The sequence below is a fragment of the Pseudomonas sp. genome, from assembly GCF_030696055.1.
Lineage (GTDB): Bacteria > Pseudomonadota > Gammaproteobacteria > Pseudomonadales > Pseudomonadaceae > Aquipseudomonas.
The window spans coordinates 1-15149 of record NZ_JAUYNP010000143.1 but is presented as its reverse complement, the minus strand read 5'-3'; the positions used below and the strand labels follow the sequence as shown (position 1 = coordinate 15149).

The following is a 15149-nucleotide window of genomic DNA, read 5'->3' as shown; positions in this document are numbered from 1 at the left end:
TATGCGAGCTGCAGCGACCGACCAGACCGTCATTCTCCGCTCCGTTGAAGGTCAGGGCGCTGGCGCCCAGCAGCAGGTCGCTGGGGTCGAGCAGATTGGTCACCGGGCTGGTACCGCTCCAGGAGTAGTAACGCACCCCGTTCACGCTGTAGGCACCTTCGCCGCAGGCGCTGGTCGGGATGCCTTGGGGGAACTTGGCGTTGAATACGGCAGCGCCCTGGCTGTTCAGCGACTCCAGGGAACCCAGGGCGTTCTGCGGCGAGCTGCTGGAACTGCCGGAGAGGAAGTTGATCAGCGTGCCCAGGCCGTTGACTATTCCCGCCAGCAGGGTCTCGCCGGCCGAACCAGGGGGAACCTGGCGGATAAAGTCGGCGGTGGCCGAGCCTTTATGCGGCGCGCCGACGCTGGTGGCCGAGGCGATCAGGTTGGGGCTGACCGCGGCGACATAGCGAATGGTCGGGCCGCCATGGCTGTGGCCGATCAGGTTGACCTTGGGCTTGCCGCTGATGGCGACGATTTCTTCCACCTGTTCCAGCAGCTGTTCGCCACGGGCTCCAGAGGTATCGAGTTGGCTGACTTCGGTGACGTAGACGCTGGCACCGTCGCTGCGCAGCGCCCCGGGTATGGCATACCAGTAGTCGACCCCGAGAAGGCTGTCGAAACCGAGCATGCCGTGGGCGAGCACTATCGGGTACTTGGTCTGGGTGTAGCCGGAGGAGCCGAACCAGAAGGCATGACTGGGGCCGGAAGCCAACAGGCCGGCTCCCAGGCAGAGGGCGAGCAGAGTTTTATTGTTGTTTTTGTCGTTCATGGGTGCTCTCGCAAGGGATATGAGTCAGGCGATATGGGCACTCCTTGCAGCCGTCACGCCCATCCTGTGGCGCATACATCGGCGCCAGGGGTAGCGCAGAAAGCATGCCAGTTCTTCGGTTTGTCGCTCGCAGCGCTCTGCGTCGGGCGCTTGAGTAACTGAGCAAAGGCCGCGGTGGGCCTGTCGTTTAGGCCCGCTTGTTACGCGGTGAAACCTCAGACCTGGTCATTTCACCCCAATGACCAGTGTTGCAGCTGCCGATAGAGCCTGCCGTTGGCGGCTGGTTCGGAGGCAAACAGGGCAAAATGGCGCACCGACCAATCGAAGGATGGGCTGGCGTCGAGCTGCTGCATGGGGCAGTGGCGCATCAGGCTCAGGTGGGCATGGTAGGGCCGGCTTTGCTGGCTGATGCCGGCATCCAGCAGCGCCTCGCGCAGTTGCTCGGCCAGGCTCAGCAAGGCGTCGGGCGGTTGGCTGGGGGTCAGGTACAGCAGGCCATTGCGAAAGCGGCCCAGCTGATCCAGGTGCAGTTCGAACGCAGGCGCCTGTAGTTGCGCGGCGAGTTCTTGCAATGCCACCAGTCGCAGGAGGGGTAGCTGGCCGATAAACGCCAGGGTCAGGTGCAGATTGGCTATGGCTATTGGCCGACCCGGCAGCTGCAGTTGATCGCGCCAGGCGGCAATGGCCGCGGCCAATTCGGGCGGGCAGCCCAAGGCGAAGAACAGGCGCAAGCTATCTGCTGGCATCGGTTGGCTCGGCTAAAAGGGGCCGTCTTGACAGTATTGCGCAAGCTTCTCTAGGATGCCGACCCATGCGCCGATTTAAACAGCTACTTGCGGGGCGCCGGCTGACTTGCTGATGCGAGGGCCTGAGAAGCACTCCTCGGAGACTTCGAAATACCGCTAAAGCGCTGGTTCGGTGTCGCCTCTCACCGCTGCCCAGCGGAATTAATGAGGCGGAGACACCGGCATGATCTGTCCCCAACCGCTTATTCGTTTGGCCCCTATCACCAGCGGGCCTATTCTGCGTAACCCGAAAATCCTCCTCGGCGGCAGCCACCAGCCGACCTTGTTGCGCTACCTCGAAGGTTGGCCCAAGCGCTGGGTCGGGCCGCGGACCTTTCTGATCCAGTTCGTGCGTGACGGCGAGTCCCTGGCGCGCTTTGCCAGCAACAGCTTCGACCTGGCCGTGTTGCAGGCGCCCAGTGCCGAGCAGTTGGCTGAAAGCGTGCGGCAACTGATCCGGGTGGCCAGGCAGGGGCTGATTACCCGGCGCTGAAGCGCTTGGCCGGATGGCCGAGGTCGACAGCCGAGCGAATAGCCTGCCAATGGCAGCGCAAGGGAGATTTCCGATAAACCGCCAAGGCTTGCTGGCGGTTAACGCACAGGCATTTAGCTATTTCGCCGCAAGCGCCGCCCTTCTGCGGCTAGCTGAATGCTTGGGGTGAAAGGCAGCAATGCATGCTTCATCTTCATCAGCAGCGCTTGCCAGCTGGGCAGCAGTTCTATGCTGCCGACTGCGAGCAAATGGTTGCGGTCGAGTCGATACAGGTGACGGGCCCCGAAGGCGAACTGCATCTGCAGGTCCTGGCGCTGCGCCAGCGGAAGGATTTGCGGGTCGAGATTATCCAGCAGTACGGGCTCGCCGCCAGCCTCCGGCCAATAGCCTAAAACCATATGGGCCTGCTTGGTCTGGCTCAGCGTGGTGTAGACAAGACGTAGCTGTTCTTCGGAAATACCCAGCAGGCGCAGGGTAAAGTACTTGGCCAGGGCAAAGTCTTCGCAGTCACCGGCACCTAGCTCGAGGGTTTCCCATGGGGAAGCCCAGTAGTCGCTTTGCTCCCACAGGTCCTGGTCTTCGCCATAGCGAATTTGGCTATTGAAGAACGCATTGACCACCTGCAGTTTTTCCGCGTCGCTTAACTGCATGGAGTGCTTAAGCAGCGACTGCCAGTCATGCAGGTGCTGTGACGCCTGCTTATCGTCATGGCCTGTTGTTGGATGGGGCGTGGCGTGCGCCGTTCCCAGGATCAGGCCGCTGCTGAATAGAAGGCCCGCCAGCACTTGTCGGCGGCGAGCCAATAGCAGCAAGACGAAGAAGTGCAACCCTATCAAGCGGCGCTCCTGAATGTGTGACAAGAGATTACCGGCTGGGTGACCTCAACAGGCAAGCGCACCATAAGGCCTCGGCCTATCCGCGGGCAAGGTACGTCTGTCAGTTGGGCGACTGCGACCCGACAGGTTGCTTTGTAACGAAGCACCTCGGCAGTACTCTAATTAATGCAAAGGAAGCATCTAGGAGGATGCCGCTATGAAATCGATAGTAGGTATGACTGCGCTGACCGCTCTGCTTGTGGGTACAAGTTTGACTTCGGTGCAGGCCGCAGAGGTGAGGGGTGTTGGCTTCAACCAGGGGCCGCAGTTGCTGCTGGCAGAAGGTGGTGGCGAACGGCTGATGTTCAACCAGCAACGCATGCAAGCGCAGGCCAGCCAGCCTGAGGCCTCGGATGAGGGTGAGCGTTTTGCGCAACTGATGAAAGAGCAGCCCACCGCAGCAGGGAACAGCGTCGAGCAGCAGCTTGAGAGCAAGCCAGAGCCAAGTTTCAGGTCGCCTATCCTGCAGGACAGGGAACTCTATGGCAGCCCACATTAATGGCAGGCCGCTTGCTCTATAACCCTAGGGGAGAGATGCCAACTAAGCCGGTGTCTCCACCCCATGGCACAGGGACGTGCCACCTAATCGATGGGCTATGGCTGTGCGCCTCAGCGCTGGGAGATGGCGATTGCGGCAAGAGTCCTTAGCCAGGTTTGCTGCAGGGTATCGTCAGCCAACTCGGTGCCGAGGAGGGGAACCAGTTACCTGTTAGGGGCCAGCAAAGCGGGCGTGGATTATCCGGTTGAGGGCCGTGCTGTAACAAAACCGCTGATCTTCTCTCAGAAGGGAAGCGGATGCCTCGATCGGCACTAGATTGTGCAGTGTGCCGATGATCTTGCTTATCCCCAGCGACACTCCGTTAAGCGCTACCTCACAACGCGATAAACCCTGAGCGCGGACGGGTCGCGGGTGCTCAGCGCGAGTGGACTATATTCGCTTATGGCCTGGGTTGGGCGCCGAGCCAGGCCCAGGAAGAGTGAACGGCTTAATACCCAACAGCTTACCCAACATTGGTTTTGACTTGAGTGCGCTATGAATATTCTCTTTCTCTGCACCGCCAACAGTTGCCGTAGCATCCTCGCCGAGGCCGTCTTCAATCATCTGGCGCCTGAGGACATGCGCGCCTACAGCGCCGGCAGCAAACCCTGCGGCTGGGTTCATCCGCAAAGCCTGCAGGCGTTGCAGCGTGCCGGCATCCTGTCGGATGGTTTGCACAGCAAATCTCATGCAGTGCATAAGAAGTTGCAACCGGATCTGGTGATTACCCTGTGTGACAATGCCGCCGCCGAGCCATGCCCTGCCTACTTTGACGGCGCGCTCAGGGCGCACTGGGGGGTGCCCGATCCTGCCGCACAAGGCAGCTCCCAGGTGGAGATCGACGCGGTTTTCGATGCCACGCTACAGCACATTCAGCGGCGGGTCAGGCGCTTCCTGCAACTGCCACTGCAGCACCTCGACCCACAGGCGTTAAGTGGCGCGCTGCAGGCCATAGGTCAGATGCCCTGAGTCATGACCCGCAGCAATCACCTTGCTTCTGGACCGGGGGACATTTAACCGAGCCAAAGGAGCAGAATACGCAGCAATTTCCAGGAGACGGGCGCAGCAACACCTTGCAGTGGGTGCATTCATAGAAATACTGGCAGGCGTCGGTGGGCATAGTTTCCAGCTTGCTGAAGCCGCAGTGCGGGCACGTCAGCATGGAGCGCAGAATGATTGCGTCCGCCATCTTGTCATTCTCCCGACAGGCTGGATGGCTAGGCCGCCTTGCCGGCCGCCTCAATCAACAGCAGGCTGCTGCTTGGGCGGCACGATGAGGATCGATTGCTGCAGGATAAAGCCTGAGCTGTAACCCAGGCAGATTTTTCATCTAGTGGGTGGCTGACAATCTGCTCGGCACACCCGCAAGCGACTTTGCTCTGCCATCGTGCAGACTCACGGCATGGCTCCAGCGTACAGAGGTAACTCATGCACGAATCGGTACAGAACTACTACGGCAAGGTCCTGCAAAACAGCGGGGATCTGAAGACCAGCGCCTGCTGCGATCTGTCCAGTATGCCGGCCTGGCTCAAGCCCTTGTTGGCCAAGGTGCATCCAGAGGTCAGCGCGCGTTACTACGGCTGCGGCCTGGTCGCACCGGCGCTGCTGGAAGGCTGCCGGGTGCTCGACCTGGGCAGCGGCTCGGGGCGTGACTGCTATGTCTTGGCGCAACTGGTCGGGGCGCAAGGCTCGGTGCTCGGTGTGGACATGACCGCCGAGCAGCTTGAACTGGCGAAGGCCCATCTGGACTACCATGCCGAGCAATTCGGCTATGCCAATGTGGAGTTCCGCCAGGGTTATATCGAAGACCTGGCCACCCTGGAGCTGGCCGACGCCAGCTTCGATGTGATCGTCTCCAACTGCGTGATCAACCTGTCGCCGGACAAGGACAGCGTGCTGCGCGAGGCCTATCGCCTGCTCAAGCCGGGTGGCGAGCTGTACTTCTCCGATGTGTACGCCGACCGCCGGCTGGCCGCCGAACTGCGTCAGGACGAGGTGCTCTATGGCGAATGCCTGGGCGGTGCGCTGTACTGGAACGACTTCGAGAATCTCGCCCGTCGCCATGGTTTCAGTGACCCGCGGCTGGTCGAGGATCGACCTATCACAGTGGACGATCCACGCCTGGCGGAAAAGCTCGGGGATGCGCGTTTCTTCTCCGCCACCTACCGCCTGTTCAAGCTCGATGGCCTTGAGCCGGCTTGCGAGGACCATGGCCAGGCGGTGATCTACCAGGGCAGTATTCCCGGCGCGGTCGCGGCCTTTGTGCTGGACAAGCACCACCGCATCGAGACCGGGCGGGTCTTTCCTGTTTGCGGCAATACCTGGCGCATGCTCAAGGACAGCCGTTTCGCCGCGCACTTCCAGTTTATCGGCGACTTCAGCCGCCACTTCGGCCTGTTCGCGGGCTGCGGCGGCAGCTTGCCGTTCGACCAGCCGAGCGCCACGGCAGCCGCGGCCAGTTGCTGCTAAGAAGCCGGTGAGGGTTCTAGGAACCTGTCCGAGATGTAGGTTGGGCTGAGCTCCGCGAAGCCCAACATGCTGACTTTGTTGGGCTTCGTTCCTCAGCGCCAACCTACAATTTGCAGTCAATTGCTATTCTCGGACAGGTTGCTAAGGGTAATCAATCGCAACCAGATACCAGGTTTTCTCACCCGTTGGGGTCTGTACCCGCACCTCGGCGTCCAGGTTTTTGCCCACCAGGGCCCGGGCCAGGGGCGAGTCGATGCTGATCAGGTTGTTTTTCAGGTCCAGCTCGTCCGGGCCGACTATGCGGTAGCGCGACTCGCTGCCGTCCTCATCTTCCAGGGTCACCCAGGCGCCGAAATAGACCTTGTCGGGGTCGCTGGGGCGGGCGCTGACCACCTTGAGGTTTTCCAGGCGCTTGGTCAGAAAACGCACGCGGCTGTCGATCTCGCGCAACATCTTCTTGCCATAGGTGTACTCGGCGTTCTCCGAGCGGTCGCCTTGCGCCGCGGCTTCGCTGACCGACTGGGTGACCTGGGGGCGGCGCACGTGCCACAACTCATGCAGCTCGGCGCGCAGGCGCGCCTCGCCTTCGGGGGTGATCAGTGGGGTGCCGGCGGAGCGGGGAGGGCGATAGCGACTCATGGGGCTGCTGTGTGGCGAATGAGGGCTGAGTCTATCAGCCCTCGCGCAGCACCGTCAGCGGGCTGACATTCAAGGCGCGGCGGGTGCCCAGTACGCCGGCGCTGCCCACTAGCAGTGCGCCGAGCAGGGGCAACAGCAGCAACCAGGGATGGGGCTGCCAGACCAGCTCGAAGGCGAAGCGGTACAGCACGAAGCTGATCAACTCGCAGCCAAACGCCGCCAGCAGACCACTGGCCGCGCCGAGCAGGCCGAACTCGCTGCGTCTGGCCTTGACCAGCAGACGGCGTTCGGCGCCCAGGGCGCGCAGCAAGGCGCCCTGGCGAATGCGCTCATCCAGGGTGGCCTGCAGGCCGGCGAACAGCACGGCCAGGCCGGCGGCGAGGACGAACAAGAGGACGAATTCGATGGCCAGGGTGACCTGGGCGAGGATGCTGCGCAGTTGCGCCAGCAAGGCTTCGACTTGCAGCAAGGTGACAGCCGGGAAGGCGCGCGACAGTTCGACCAGCTGGCGTTCGTGCTGCGGCGGCAGATAGAAACTGGTCAGGTAGGTCAGCGGCAGGTCCTGCAAGGTGCCGGGCTGGAAAATCATATAGAAGTTGGGCTGGAAGTTATTCCAGTCGACGTCGCGCAGGCTGGTCACGACTGCATCGCGGTTGAGGCCGCCGATGCTGAAACTCAGGCGGTCGCCCAGCTTGAGTTTGAGGTTCTCGGCCAGCTCGGACTCCACCGAGACGCCGGGCAGTTGAGCGGCCGGCTGCCGATCCCACCAGCTGCCCGCGATCAATTGGTTGTCGGCCGGCAGTTCGCTGGCCCAAGTCAGGCTCAGATCGCGGCGAATGGCGCGCTCGCCCTGGGAATCCTTGCTGACGATCTGCCGCACCGGTTCGCCATTGATCATGACCAAGCGCCCCGGCACCACGGGAAACAGCGGCGCGGGGTGCGGCGACAACTCGGCCAGGCGTGCGGCAAAAGCCTCCTGCTCGGCCGGCAAGATATTCAGGGCGAAGTGATTGGGCGCCTGTTCCGGCAGCTGCTCCTGCCAGCTGTCCAGCAACTCGCCACGCAGCAGGGCGATCAGAGACATGGCCAGGATGATCAGGCCAAAGGCCAGGGCTTGCCCGGCCGCCGCCAGCGGATGCCGCAGCAGTTGGCCCAGGCCCAGGCGCCAGGGCAGGGCGGCGCTGGCCAGCAGGCGGCGCAAGCTTCGCAGGCCGAGCAGCAGGAGGCCGCCGAGTAGCAGGGCGCTGACCAGGCCGCCACCGAGCAGGGCCAGGGTCAGCTGCAGGTCCAGGCTCAGACGCCACATGATCAGGCCCAGGGCCAGCAATGCCGCGCCATAGACCAGCCAGGAGCTGGCCGGCAGCGGCAGCAAGTCGCGGCGCAGCACCCGCAGCGGCGGCACGCGGCCCAAGGCCGCCAGCGGCGGCAGGGCAAAGCCGGCGAGGGCGACCAAGCCGGTGGCCATACCCGCCAGGGCAGGCCAGAGACCGCCCGGCGGTATCTGCGCCGGCAACAAGTCCTGCAAGAGGGCGAACAGCGCCAGTTGCGCCAGCCAGCCGAGCAGGGCGCCGACCAGGCTGGCGCCGATGCCCAGTAGCGCCAGTTGCAGGCTGAACAGGCCCAGCGCCTGCTTACGGGACAAGCCCAGGCAGCGCAGCAGCGCGCTGGCATCGAAGCGCCGCGCGGCAAAACGCGTCGCCGACAGCGCCACGGCCACGCCGGCCAACAACACGGCGGCCAGGCTGGCCAGGTTCAGGTAGCGCTCGGCGCGCCCCAGGGCGTTGCCGACCTGACGATTGCCGTCCTTGGCATCTTCCAGGTGTTGATTGGCTGCCAGGGTCGGGCCTATGGCTCGGCGATAGGCGGCCAAGGCCTTGGCTGGGCCGCGCCAGAGCTCCTGATACCTGACTCGGCTGCCGGGTTGCACCACGCCTGTGGCAGGCAGGTCATCCAGGTGCATCAGTAGGTGCGGCGTCAGGCTGTAGAAGTCGCCGGCTTCATCCGGCAGAAAAGTCAGTAATCGAGTCAGGCGCAGGGTCTTGGCGCCCACCTCGACCTTATCGCCGGGCTTGAGGTTGAGCGCGACAAACAGGCGTGCTTCGGCCCAGGCTTCGCCGGGTTGTGGGCCCGGGCCTATCTGTTCCGCTTCATACAGGGCGGCGGCGCTCTTCAGTTGGCCGCGCAGCGGGTAGGCGCTATCGGCGGCTTTGACGCTGGCCAACTGGATGCCGGCGTCGCTGGCGACCACGCTGGAAAACTCCACCAACTGGGCATGCTCGAGGCCCAGTTGCGTACCCGCGTCGATCTGCTGCGCGGTATTGGCCGAGCTGCTGGTCAGGCGCAGGTCGGCGGCGAGAAACTCGGTGGCGCGCAACAGCATGCCGTCGTTCAGGCGGGCGCTGAAATAGCCGATCGCGGTGCTGGCGGCGACGGCAGTCAGCAGGGCGAAGAACAGCACGCGCAGCTCGCCGGCCCGCGCATCGCGCAGCAGCTGGCGGCCGGCCAGCGACAGCAGTCGAGCCAAGGGCAGGGACTGCATCAGGGTTCCACGTGGTCGACCAGGTGGCCGCCTTCCAGGCGAATTAGGCGTTGGCAGCGGTGGGCCAGGCGCTCGTCGTGACTGACCAGAACCAGGGTGGCGCCACGTTCCTGGTTCAGTTCGAACAGCAGGTCGCTGATGCGCTCGCCGGTGTGGCTGTCGAGGTTGCCGGTGGGTTCGTCGGCAAACAGCACGGCCGGCTCGGCGACAAAGGCGCGGGCGATGGCCACGCGCTGTTGCTCACCGCCAGACAGCTGACGAGGGTAGTGGCTCAGGCGGTGGCCCAGGCCGACCCGCTCTAGCAGGGCGCGGGCGCGTTGGCGGGCATCGTCATGGCCTTCCAGCTCCAGCGGCAGCATGACGTTTTCCAGGGCGTTGAGGCTGTCGAGCAGCTGGAAGGACTGAAAGACGAAACCCACGTGCTCGGCCCGCACCCGAGCGCGTTGATCCTCGTCGAGCTGGCCCAGGTCATGCCCGGCCAGCAGCACGCTGCCGCCGCTTGGCAGGTCGAGGCCGGCGAGCAGCCCGAGCAGGGTCGACTTGCCCGAGCCGGAACTGCCGACAATGGCCAGGCTGTCGCCTGACGTCAGCTCGAGGGATAGATCCTGGAGTATGGTCAGCTCGCCTTCCGTGCTACTAACCACTTTGCTAAGGTTGCGCGCGGTAAGAATCTTTGAGCTCATGGGGAATCCGATGCGTGCATGGCTGATCAGTGCTGCCCTTGGCTTGCTGTTGTGGGGGCAGACCGCGCTGGCAGGTACCCTGCTGGTCGTCGGCGATAGTATCAGCGCGGCTTTTGGCCTGGATAGCAGCCAGGGTTGGGTGCATTTGCTGGAACAACGCCTCGCCGAGCAGGGTTATCCGCACCGCGTGGTGAACGCTTCGCTCAGCGGTGACACCAGTGCAGGCGGCGTCGCGCGGCTGCCTGCGCTGCTTGCCGAGCATCGGCCGAGCCTGGTGATCGTCGAGCTGGGCGGCAACGATGGGCTGCGCGGCCAACCTCCGGCGCAATTGCAACAGAATCTTGCGGCCATGGTTGAGCAGTCGCAAAAGGCGGGAGCCAAGGTGCTGATTTTGGGCATGCAGCTGCCGCCTAATTACGGTGTGCGTTACACCACGGCCTTTGCCCGGGTGTTCCCAAAAGTTGCCAAAGATACTGGCGCTTCCTTGGTGCCTTTCTTGCTGGAGGGCGTGGGTGGCGTGCCGGGCATGATGCAGTACGACGGCATTCACCCCGCGGCGCAGGCCCAGCCCATCCTGCTGGAAAATCTCTGGTCGAGCCTAAAACCTTTGCTCTGACAGGCTTTTCTGCGCACGGCCTTTCGGCTAATGTGGCGCCCCCGCACTGGAGCCCTCAATGCCGCGCCCTGCCTGGTCTTTGCATGCCTATCAACTGATCGAGCCAGACGAGCAGCTCGATCTGTTCGCCTGTCGTGAGGTACGTGTGCATCTGTCGGCGCGTCAGCTTGAGTTGGGTGGTTTCGCCGATCGCACCCTGTGCGGTGGTCTGCTGCCAGCTCAGCCAGCCTGGCGCGACCTGAATAAGCCGATGCTGCGTGATAAACGCTTGTGTCCAGCTTGCCGGGCGACCCTGGATGCACAGCGGCGTGGTGAGCGGCCGCCCTTGGCTTGATGGCCAAACCTCCCCGATTGCGCGGCCTGGGTGTACAATCGCCCAGTAATTTTGTCAGTCATTATCGTCAAGGATTCCCGGATGTTGTCGCGTGCATTTGCCGTCAGCCGTTGCCTGTCTCTCTCCACGCTATTCGCCGTGGGTTCTGCCGCCGCCATGGAGTGGCCTCTGCCGCCTCCGGGTGAAGACATCGTTGGCCAGGTGCAAGTGCTCAAGGCCAAATACGAGGACACCTTTGCGGATCTGGGCGTGGCCAATGACCTGGGTTATCTGGAGATGGTGGCAGCCAACCCGGGTGTGGACGCTTGGTTGCCAGGCGAGGGCAATGAAATCATTCTGCCGACGCGTTTCATTCTGCCGCCGGGACCGCGCGAAGGCATAGTGATCAACCTCGCCGAGTACCGTATGTACTATTACCCGAAAGGCGGCAAGGTGGTGCACACCTTCCCGCTGGGGATAGGCCGTGAGGGTTGGAGCTCGCCTGTGACCAACGCGCGTATCACCGGTAAGACGCCGAATCCAAGTTGGAGCCCGCCCCAGTCGATCCGCGAAGAACATGCTGCCGATGGCGATCCGTTGCCGAGTGTTGTGCCGCCAGGTCCGGATAACCCACTGGGTCCCTATAAGATGAGCTTGTCGACACCCGGTTACCTGATCCATGGTTCGAACAAGAAGTTCGGCATCGGCATGCGGGTCAGTCACGGTTGCTTTCGCATGCTCAACCATAACGTCCTGAAGTTGGCTGGGATGGTGGCGGTCGGTACTCCCGTACGCATCATCAATGAGCCGTACAAGTTCGGTCGCAGTGGCGGCAAGGTTTATCTGGAGGCGCATGCTCCCCTCAGTGATACCGGCGATGCCTCGGTAGTCGATAAGCACACTGCAGTTATCAATGCGTTGCTCAAGAACGACGAGTTCGCCAATTTGCATCTGGACTGGGAAATGCTGCGCGAAGTGGTGGCGGCCGAAGATGGTTTGCCCGTTGAGATAGCCCAGCCCGAGCAGGCTGTGGCGACTACGGCGCCAGCTATCTGATAGCGAATAGGTGTTGTTGCAGAACCCGTTACGCGTAAGCGCTAACGGGTTTTTTATTGCCCGCTAGATTGCTTAGGTCAGGCAGCGGGCAATAAAAAAGCCGACCCAGAAACTGGGTCGGCTTGTCATAGCCTTGAGGGGCTATTACTTACGGCTAGCTTTTTCCAGCATACGCAGAGCGCGCTCGTTGGCTTCGTCAGCAGTTTGCTGAGCCTTCTGAGCAGCGGCCAGAGCGTCATCAGCCTTACGGTAGGCTTCGTCGGCACGGGCTTGAGCGCGAGCAGCTGCATCTTCAGTTGCAGTCAGGCGAGCTTCAGTTTCTTTGGACATGCTGCTGCAACCGGTAGCCAGAACAGCGGCCAATGCCAGAGCAGAAAGTTTCAGAACGTTGTTCATCGGGTTCCCCTTGAGGTGGAGTTTTTCCATAAAAGCAATTTCCTAATCCTAGGAAATTAGCCGGCGTACATACTACCTGTAACCTGTAGTAAGTAAACGGAAGCAAGGCAAGCACCGCATATTTTTTTCAACTAAGTGAAGCCTTTAGCTGAAAATAGTGGGTTATTGGTTAAAAAATATACAGGAAAAATGACTACTGTGACCCGCAACAGACTTTGCGTGCTATAAGCGCTTGCATTCCTGCTGCGGGGAAAACCGTGGTTGTGCTCGTGGTCAAAGTTGTTCGGATGGATATAAATAGGCTGCCTGTGTATTGGCGTGCATGACGTTGTTTGCCCGCTCGGCATTGCTGTGCCTAAGGACGCGGTGTGAGGTCAAAATATGCATGAGTGCTTTGTTGAATGACCTTGGCTAGCGGTCTTTTGCGAACGCAAGCAATAGGTGAGAACTTCCTCGGCGGGCGCTTCCAGGTGGTCGCGCGGTGCGGTTTATCTTCGATCAAGTGCGGGGTTGCTGGAAGCGCGGCAGGCAATGCGCCTGGCTCAGTTCGCCAAAGGTCTTGACCCATGCCAGGCTTGCCAGGGGTTATGGCGTTAACAGACTGAACTCCTGGCGGCCATGTCGTTCTATAGCACCATTCCGAGTTTGTTCTAAGCTATTGATTCGGCGTGGCTGATCCTGTGTTGGCCTGATAAGCTGCATGGATGTTGTCTAGCGCTAGGGCAAAGCAGCCGGCTGCGGTTGAGAAATCGAGGTGTCGGCCCCTAGCGGGCCAAGGGTTTTCAGAGGAGTTGCGATGAGCGAGATGTTGTCCATTCACCATGACCTGCCGGGTCATCAATTCGAGACCACAGTGGATGGTAATCGCGCCTACCTGGCCTATATGGATCTGGGCAAGCAGACCTTGGACATTTATCGCACCTTTGTGCCGAACTCGCTGCGCGGTCGCGGCATCGCCGCCGCCTTGACCGAGCATGCCCTGCAGTATGCCGACCGTCTGGGTTATACGGTAATTCCCTCATGCTCCTATGTGGAGCGCTATATGCTGCGCCGCGAACGACACACCAGCACCAGCACCAGCTGAGTGCTGCAGGACTCATAAAAATGCCAGTCACGATGACTGGCATTTTTTTGCGGCTTTGCCGGATCAGCTTTTTGCGATCAGGTTGCCGGCGTGCAGACCGCATTCTTTCTGCGTGGCTTCTTCCCACCACCAGCGACCCTCACGCTCATGCTGGTTGGGCAGTACGGGGCGGGTGCAGGGTTCGCACCCGATGCTGATAAAGCCGCGCTCATGCAGGCTGTTGTAAGGGATTTCCAGCATGCGGATATAGGCCCAGACGTCTTCGCTGCTCATCTGCGCCAGGGGGTTGAACTTGTACAGTGGCCGCTCGGCGCTGGAAAACGCCCCATCGATTTCCACCGCCGCGACCTGGCTGCGCGTGCCCGGGCTCTGATCGCGGCGCTGGCCGGTGGCCCAGGCCTTGACCGTGGCCAGCTTGCGGCGCAGCGGGGCGATCTTGCGGATGCCGCAGCATTCTTCATGGCCGTCCTTGTAGAAGCTGAATAGGCCTTTCTCTTTGACCATCGCCTCGAGCGCGGCGGCATCCGGGGACAGCACCTCGATGGCGATGCCGTAGTGCTCGCGCACCTGCTCGATAAAGCGATAGGTCTCGGGGTGCAGGCGGCCGGTGTCCAGGCTGAACACCTTGACGTTCTTGTTCAGCTTCCAGGCCATGTCCACCAGCACCACGTCTTCGGCGCCGCTGAAGGAAATCCACAGCTCATCGCCGAAATGCTCGAAGGCGAGTTTGAGAATGTCCTGGGGCGACTTGTTGGCGTAAGTCGCCGCCAGTTCGGCTACATCGAAGGGATGGCTCATCGGGCTGAATTCCTAGTTATGGCGACGTCGACCGTCTTGTGAGGCGATGGTAGCAAAAGCAGGTTATGCGGCTAAATATCCAAGTGCCGTAGTCGACCTGCATTTTGGGTATAAGCGCTGCGTTGCACAGCCTGGATCGAGTCGCTAGAGTGCCGCCTTCTTTATGAGTCCAACCTAGGAGTGTCCTGTGGAAATCGCTTGTCTCGACCTGGAAGGCGTGTTGGTTCCGGAAATCTGGATCGCCTTCGCGGAAAAAACTGGCATCGAATCGCTGAAAGCGACCACCCGGGATATTCCGGACTACGACGTGCTGATGCAGCAGCGTCTGCGCATTCTCGATGAGCATGGCCTGAAGCTGCGCGATATCCAGGAAGTGATTGCCACCCTCAAGCCGCTGGAAGGCGCGGTGGAATTCGTCGACTGGCTGCGCGAGCGCTTCCAGGTGGTGATCCTCTCCGACACCTTCTACGAGTTCTCCCAGCCGCTGATGCGTCAGCTGGGCTTCCCGACCCTGCTGTGTCACAAGCTGATCACCGACGAGACGGATCGGGTGGTGGGCTACCAGCTGCGCCAGAAAGACCCCAAGCGCCAGTCGGTGATCGCCTTCAAGAGCCTGTACTACCGCGTGATCGCCGCCGGCGACTCGTACAACGACACCACCATGCTCGGCGAGGCCCACGCCGGCATCCTGTTCCACGCGCCGGACAACGTGATCCGCGAGTTCCCGCAGTTCCCGGCCGTGCACACCTACGAAGACCTCAAGCGCGAGTTTCTCAAGGCGTCCAACCGCGAGCTGAGTCTGTAACGGACCGCTTCGTGCAAAAAAGCCCGCTGACGCGGGTTTTTTTGTGGCCTGCTATCCATGGCCGCCACCCTTCGGGCCGTCGCAGGGCGACGTCAAAAACTTCTCCCGGAAGTCTTTTGTCAGTTGCAGAACTGCTCCAGGGTATCCAGCAAGACCTTCACCTTGGTGATGGATTCCTGGTATTCGGCCTGCCAGTCCGAGTCCGCGACTATGCCGCCGCCGCCCCAGCAACTGATTTGCCCGTCCTTG

The 15149-nt window shown here is 61.7% G+C and carries 19 protein-coding genes; 9 read left to right on the top strand and 10 right to left on the bottom strand.

Annotated elements, in window-relative coordinates; genetic code table 11:
* On the bottom strand, positions 1–811 hold an 811-nt coding region (locus Q8Q83_RS08565; protein ID WP_305622855.1), incomplete at its 3' end, for a triacylglycerol lipase.
* A 230-nt stretch (positions 812–1041) separates the two neighbouring features.
* Positions 1042–1557, bottom strand: coding sequence for an RNA 2',3'-cyclic phosphodiesterase (gene thpR / locus Q8Q83_RS08560; protein ID WP_305622853.1), 516 nt, complete (start codon positions 1555–1557; stop codon positions 1042–1044).
* A gap of 223 nt (positions 1558–1780) precedes the next feature.
* Here thpR and Q8Q83_RS08555 point away from each other — a divergent pair, with 223 nt between their 5' ends.
* Positions 1781–2089, top strand: a complete 309-nt coding sequence (locus tag Q8Q83_RS08555) for a class I SAM-dependent methyltransferase (protein ID WP_305622852.1) — start codon at positions 1781–1783, stop codon at positions 2087–2089.
* 113 nt (positions 2090–2202) lie between these two features.
* Here Q8Q83_RS08555 and Q8Q83_RS08550 read toward each other — a convergent pair whose 3' ends face one another.
* Positions 2203–2925: a transglutaminase-like cysteine peptidase gene (locus Q8Q83_RS08550; protein WP_305622850.1), complete on the bottom strand. Its 723-nt coding sequence runs from the start codon at positions 2923–2925 to the stop codon at positions 2203–2205.
* A gap of 214 nt (positions 2926–3139) precedes the next feature.
* Between Q8Q83_RS08550 and Q8Q83_RS08545 the strand changes: the two genes are divergently transcribed.
* Positions 3140–3463, top strand: a complete 324-nt coding sequence (locus tag Q8Q83_RS08545; protein ID WP_305622848.1) for a hypothetical protein — start codon at positions 3140–3142, stop codon at positions 3461–3463.
* A gap of 534 nt (positions 3464–3997) precedes the next feature.
* Positions 3998–4471, top strand: a complete 474-nt coding sequence (locus Q8Q83_RS08540) for an arsenate reductase ArsC (protein WP_305622846.1) — start codon at positions 3998–4000, stop codon at positions 4469–4471.
* A gap of 1 nt (position 4472) precedes the next feature.
* On the opposite strand, the gene Q8Q83_RS08535 is transcribed toward Q8Q83_RS08540, so the two are convergent.
* Positions 4473–4691 (bottom strand): GDCCVxC domain-containing (seleno)protein, encoded by a 219-nt coding sequence (locus tag Q8Q83_RS08535; protein WP_305622844.1) that lies wholly within the window; start codon positions 4689–4691, stop codon positions 4473–4475.
* A gap of 239 nt (positions 4692–4930) precedes the next feature.
* Between Q8Q83_RS08535 and Q8Q83_RS08530 the strand changes: the two genes are divergently transcribed.
* Entirely contained in the window at positions 4931–5971 is a 1041-nt protein-coding gene (locus tag Q8Q83_RS08530) for a methyltransferase domain-containing protein (protein ID WP_305622842.1), read from the top strand.
* A gap of 141 nt (positions 5972–6112) precedes the next feature.
* Here the strand turns inward: Q8Q83_RS08530 and greB are convergent, their stop codons facing one another.
* The 3 genes from greB to Q8Q83_RS08515 are packed head-to-tail and all read right to left on the bottom strand — an operon-like array spanning position 6113 to position 9832.
* Positions 6113–6610 (bottom strand): transcription elongation factor GreB, encoded by a 498-nt coding sequence (greB, locus tag Q8Q83_RS08525; protein WP_305622840.1) that lies wholly within the window; start codon positions 6608–6610, stop codon positions 6113–6115.
* A 34-nt stretch (positions 6611–6644) separates the two neighbouring features.
* Positions 6645–9149 carry an ABC transporter permease gene (locus tag Q8Q83_RS08520; RefSeq protein ID WP_305622839.1) on the bottom strand — a complete coding sequence of 835 codons (2505 nt, stop codon included), beginning with the start codon at positions 9147–9149 and terminating at the stop codon, positions 6645–6647.
* Positions 9149–9832, bottom strand: a complete 684-nt coding sequence (locus tag Q8Q83_RS08515; RefSeq protein WP_305622837.1) for an ABC transporter ATP-binding protein — start codon at positions 9830–9832, stop codon at positions 9149–9151. The genes Q8Q83_RS08520 and Q8Q83_RS08515 overlap by 1 nt, the downstream gene beginning before the upstream one ends.
* Before the next feature lie 10 nt (positions 9833–9842).
* Between Q8Q83_RS08515 and Q8Q83_RS08510 the strand changes: the two genes are divergently transcribed.
* The 3 genes from Q8Q83_RS08510 to Q8Q83_RS08500 all read left to right on the top strand — a co-directional run bounded on the left by Q8Q83_RS08510 (position 9843) and on the right by Q8Q83_RS08500 (position 11817).
* Positions 9843–10448: an arylesterase gene (locus tag Q8Q83_RS08510; RefSeq protein ID WP_305622861.1), complete on the top strand. Its 606-nt coding sequence runs from the start codon at positions 9843–9845 to the stop codon at positions 10446–10448.
* Between the two features lie 58 nt (positions 10449–10506).
* The gene (locus tag Q8Q83_RS08505) at positions 10507–10782 is read left to right on the top strand and encodes a hypothetical protein (RefSeq protein WP_305622835.1); all 276 of its coding nucleotides are present in this window, start codon (positions 10507–10509) and stop codon (positions 10780–10782) included.
* 81 nt (positions 10783–10863) lie between these two features.
* Positions 10864–11817 carry a L,D-transpeptidase family protein gene (locus Q8Q83_RS08500; RefSeq protein ID WP_305622833.1) on the top strand — a complete coding sequence of 318 codons (954 nt, stop codon included), beginning with the start codon at positions 10864–10866 and terminating at the stop codon, positions 11815–11817.
* Between the two features lie 144 nt (positions 11818–11961).
* Here Q8Q83_RS08500 and oprI read toward each other — a convergent pair whose 3' ends face one another.
* A complete protein-coding gene (gene oprI / locus Q8Q83_RS08495; RefSeq protein ID WP_305622859.1) occupies positions 11962–12213 on the bottom strand; it encodes an outer membrane lipoprotei OprI in 252 nt (83 codons plus the stop codon).
* 796 nt (positions 12214–13009) lie between these two features.
* Here oprI and Q8Q83_RS08490 point away from each other — a divergent pair.
* On the top strand, positions 13010–13297 hold the full coding sequence (locus Q8Q83_RS08490) for a GNAT family N-acetyltransferase (RefSeq protein ID WP_305622831.1): 288 nt from the start codon (positions 13010–13012) through the stop codon (positions 13295–13297).
* A 63-nt stretch (positions 13298–13360) separates the two neighbouring features.
* On the opposite strand, the gene Q8Q83_RS08485 is transcribed toward Q8Q83_RS08490, so the two are convergent.
* On the bottom strand, positions 13361–14095 hold the full coding sequence (locus tag Q8Q83_RS08485; RefSeq protein WP_305622829.1) for a phosphoadenylyl-sulfate reductase: 735 nt from the start codon (positions 14093–14095) through the stop codon (positions 13361–13363).
* 187 nt (positions 14096–14282) lie between these two features.
* Here Q8Q83_RS08485 and thrH point away from each other — a divergent pair, with 187 nt between their 5' ends.
* Positions 14283–14900, top strand: coding sequence for a bifunctional phosphoserine phosphatase/homoserine phosphotransferase ThrH (gene thrH, locus Q8Q83_RS08480; protein WP_305622827.1), 618 nt, complete (start codon positions 14283–14285; stop codon positions 14898–14900).
* A 119-nt stretch (positions 14901–15019) separates the two neighbouring features.
* On the opposite strand, the gene Q8Q83_RS08475 is transcribed toward thrH, so the two are convergent.
* The coding region (locus Q8Q83_RS08475) for a chorismate-binding protein (RefSeq protein WP_305622857.1) at positions 15020–15149 on the bottom strand (130 nt) is incomplete at its 5' end.

Excerpts from the sequence above, each read along its gene's own strand:
- Q8Q83_RS08505 (WP_305622835.1), top strand. The coding sequence starts at position 10,507 with ATGCCGCGCCCTGCCTGGTCTTTGCATGCCTATCAACTGATCGAGCCA.
- Q8Q83_RS08545 (WP_305622848.1), top strand. The coding sequence starts at position 3,140 with ATGACTGCGCTGACCGCTCTGCTTGTGGGTACAAGTTTGACTTCGGTG.
- Q8Q83_RS08535 (WP_305622844.1), bottom strand. The coding sequence starts at position 4,691 with ATGGCGGACGCAATCATTCTGCGCTCCATGCTGACGTGCCCGCACTGC.
- Q8Q83_RS08510 (WP_305622861.1), top strand. The coding sequence starts at position 9,843 with ATGCGTGCATGGCTGATCAGTGCTGCCCTTGGCTTGCTGTTGTGGGGG.
- Q8Q83_RS08520 (WP_305622839.1), bottom strand. The coding sequence starts at position 9,149 with ATGCAGTCCCTGCCCTTGGCTCGACTGCTGTCGCTGGCCGGCCGCCAG.
- Q8Q83_RS08485 (WP_305622829.1), bottom strand. The coding sequence starts at position 14,095 with ATGAGCCATCCCTTCGATGTAGCCGAACTGGCGGCGACTTACGCCAAC.
- Q8Q83_RS08500 (WP_305622833.1), top strand. The coding sequence starts at position 10,864 with ATGTTGTCGCGTGCATTTGCCGTCAGCCGTTGCCTGTCTCTCTCCACG.
- oprI (WP_305622859.1), bottom strand. The coding sequence starts at position 12,213 with ATGAACAACGTTCTGAAACTTTCTGCTCTGGCATTGGCCGCTGTTCTG.
- Q8Q83_RS08515 (WP_305622837.1), bottom strand. The coding sequence starts at position 9,832 with ATGAGCTCAAAGATTCTTACCGCGCGCAACCTTAGCAAAGTGGTTAGT.
- greB (WP_305622840.1), bottom strand. The coding sequence starts at position 6,610 with ATGAGTCGCTATCGCCCTCCCCGCTCCGCCGGCACCCCACTGATCACC.
- Q8Q83_RS08555 (WP_305622852.1), top strand. The coding sequence starts at position 1,781 with ATGATCTGTCCCCAACCGCTTATTCGTTTGGCCCCTATCACCAGCGGG.
- thpR (WP_305622853.1), bottom strand. The coding sequence starts at position 1,557 with ATGCCAGCAGATAGCTTGCGCCTGTTCTTCGCCTTGGGCTGCCCGCCC.
- Q8Q83_RS08540 (WP_305622846.1), top strand. The coding sequence starts at position 3,998 with ATGAATATTCTCTTTCTCTGCACCGCCAACAGTTGCCGTAGCATCCTC.
- Q8Q83_RS08530 (WP_305622842.1), top strand. The coding sequence starts at position 4,931 with ATGCACGAATCGGTACAGAACTACTACGGCAAGGTCCTGCAAAACAGC.
- Q8Q83_RS08490 (WP_305622831.1), top strand. The coding sequence starts at position 13,010 with ATGAGCGAGATGTTGTCCATTCACCATGACCTGCCGGGTCATCAATTC.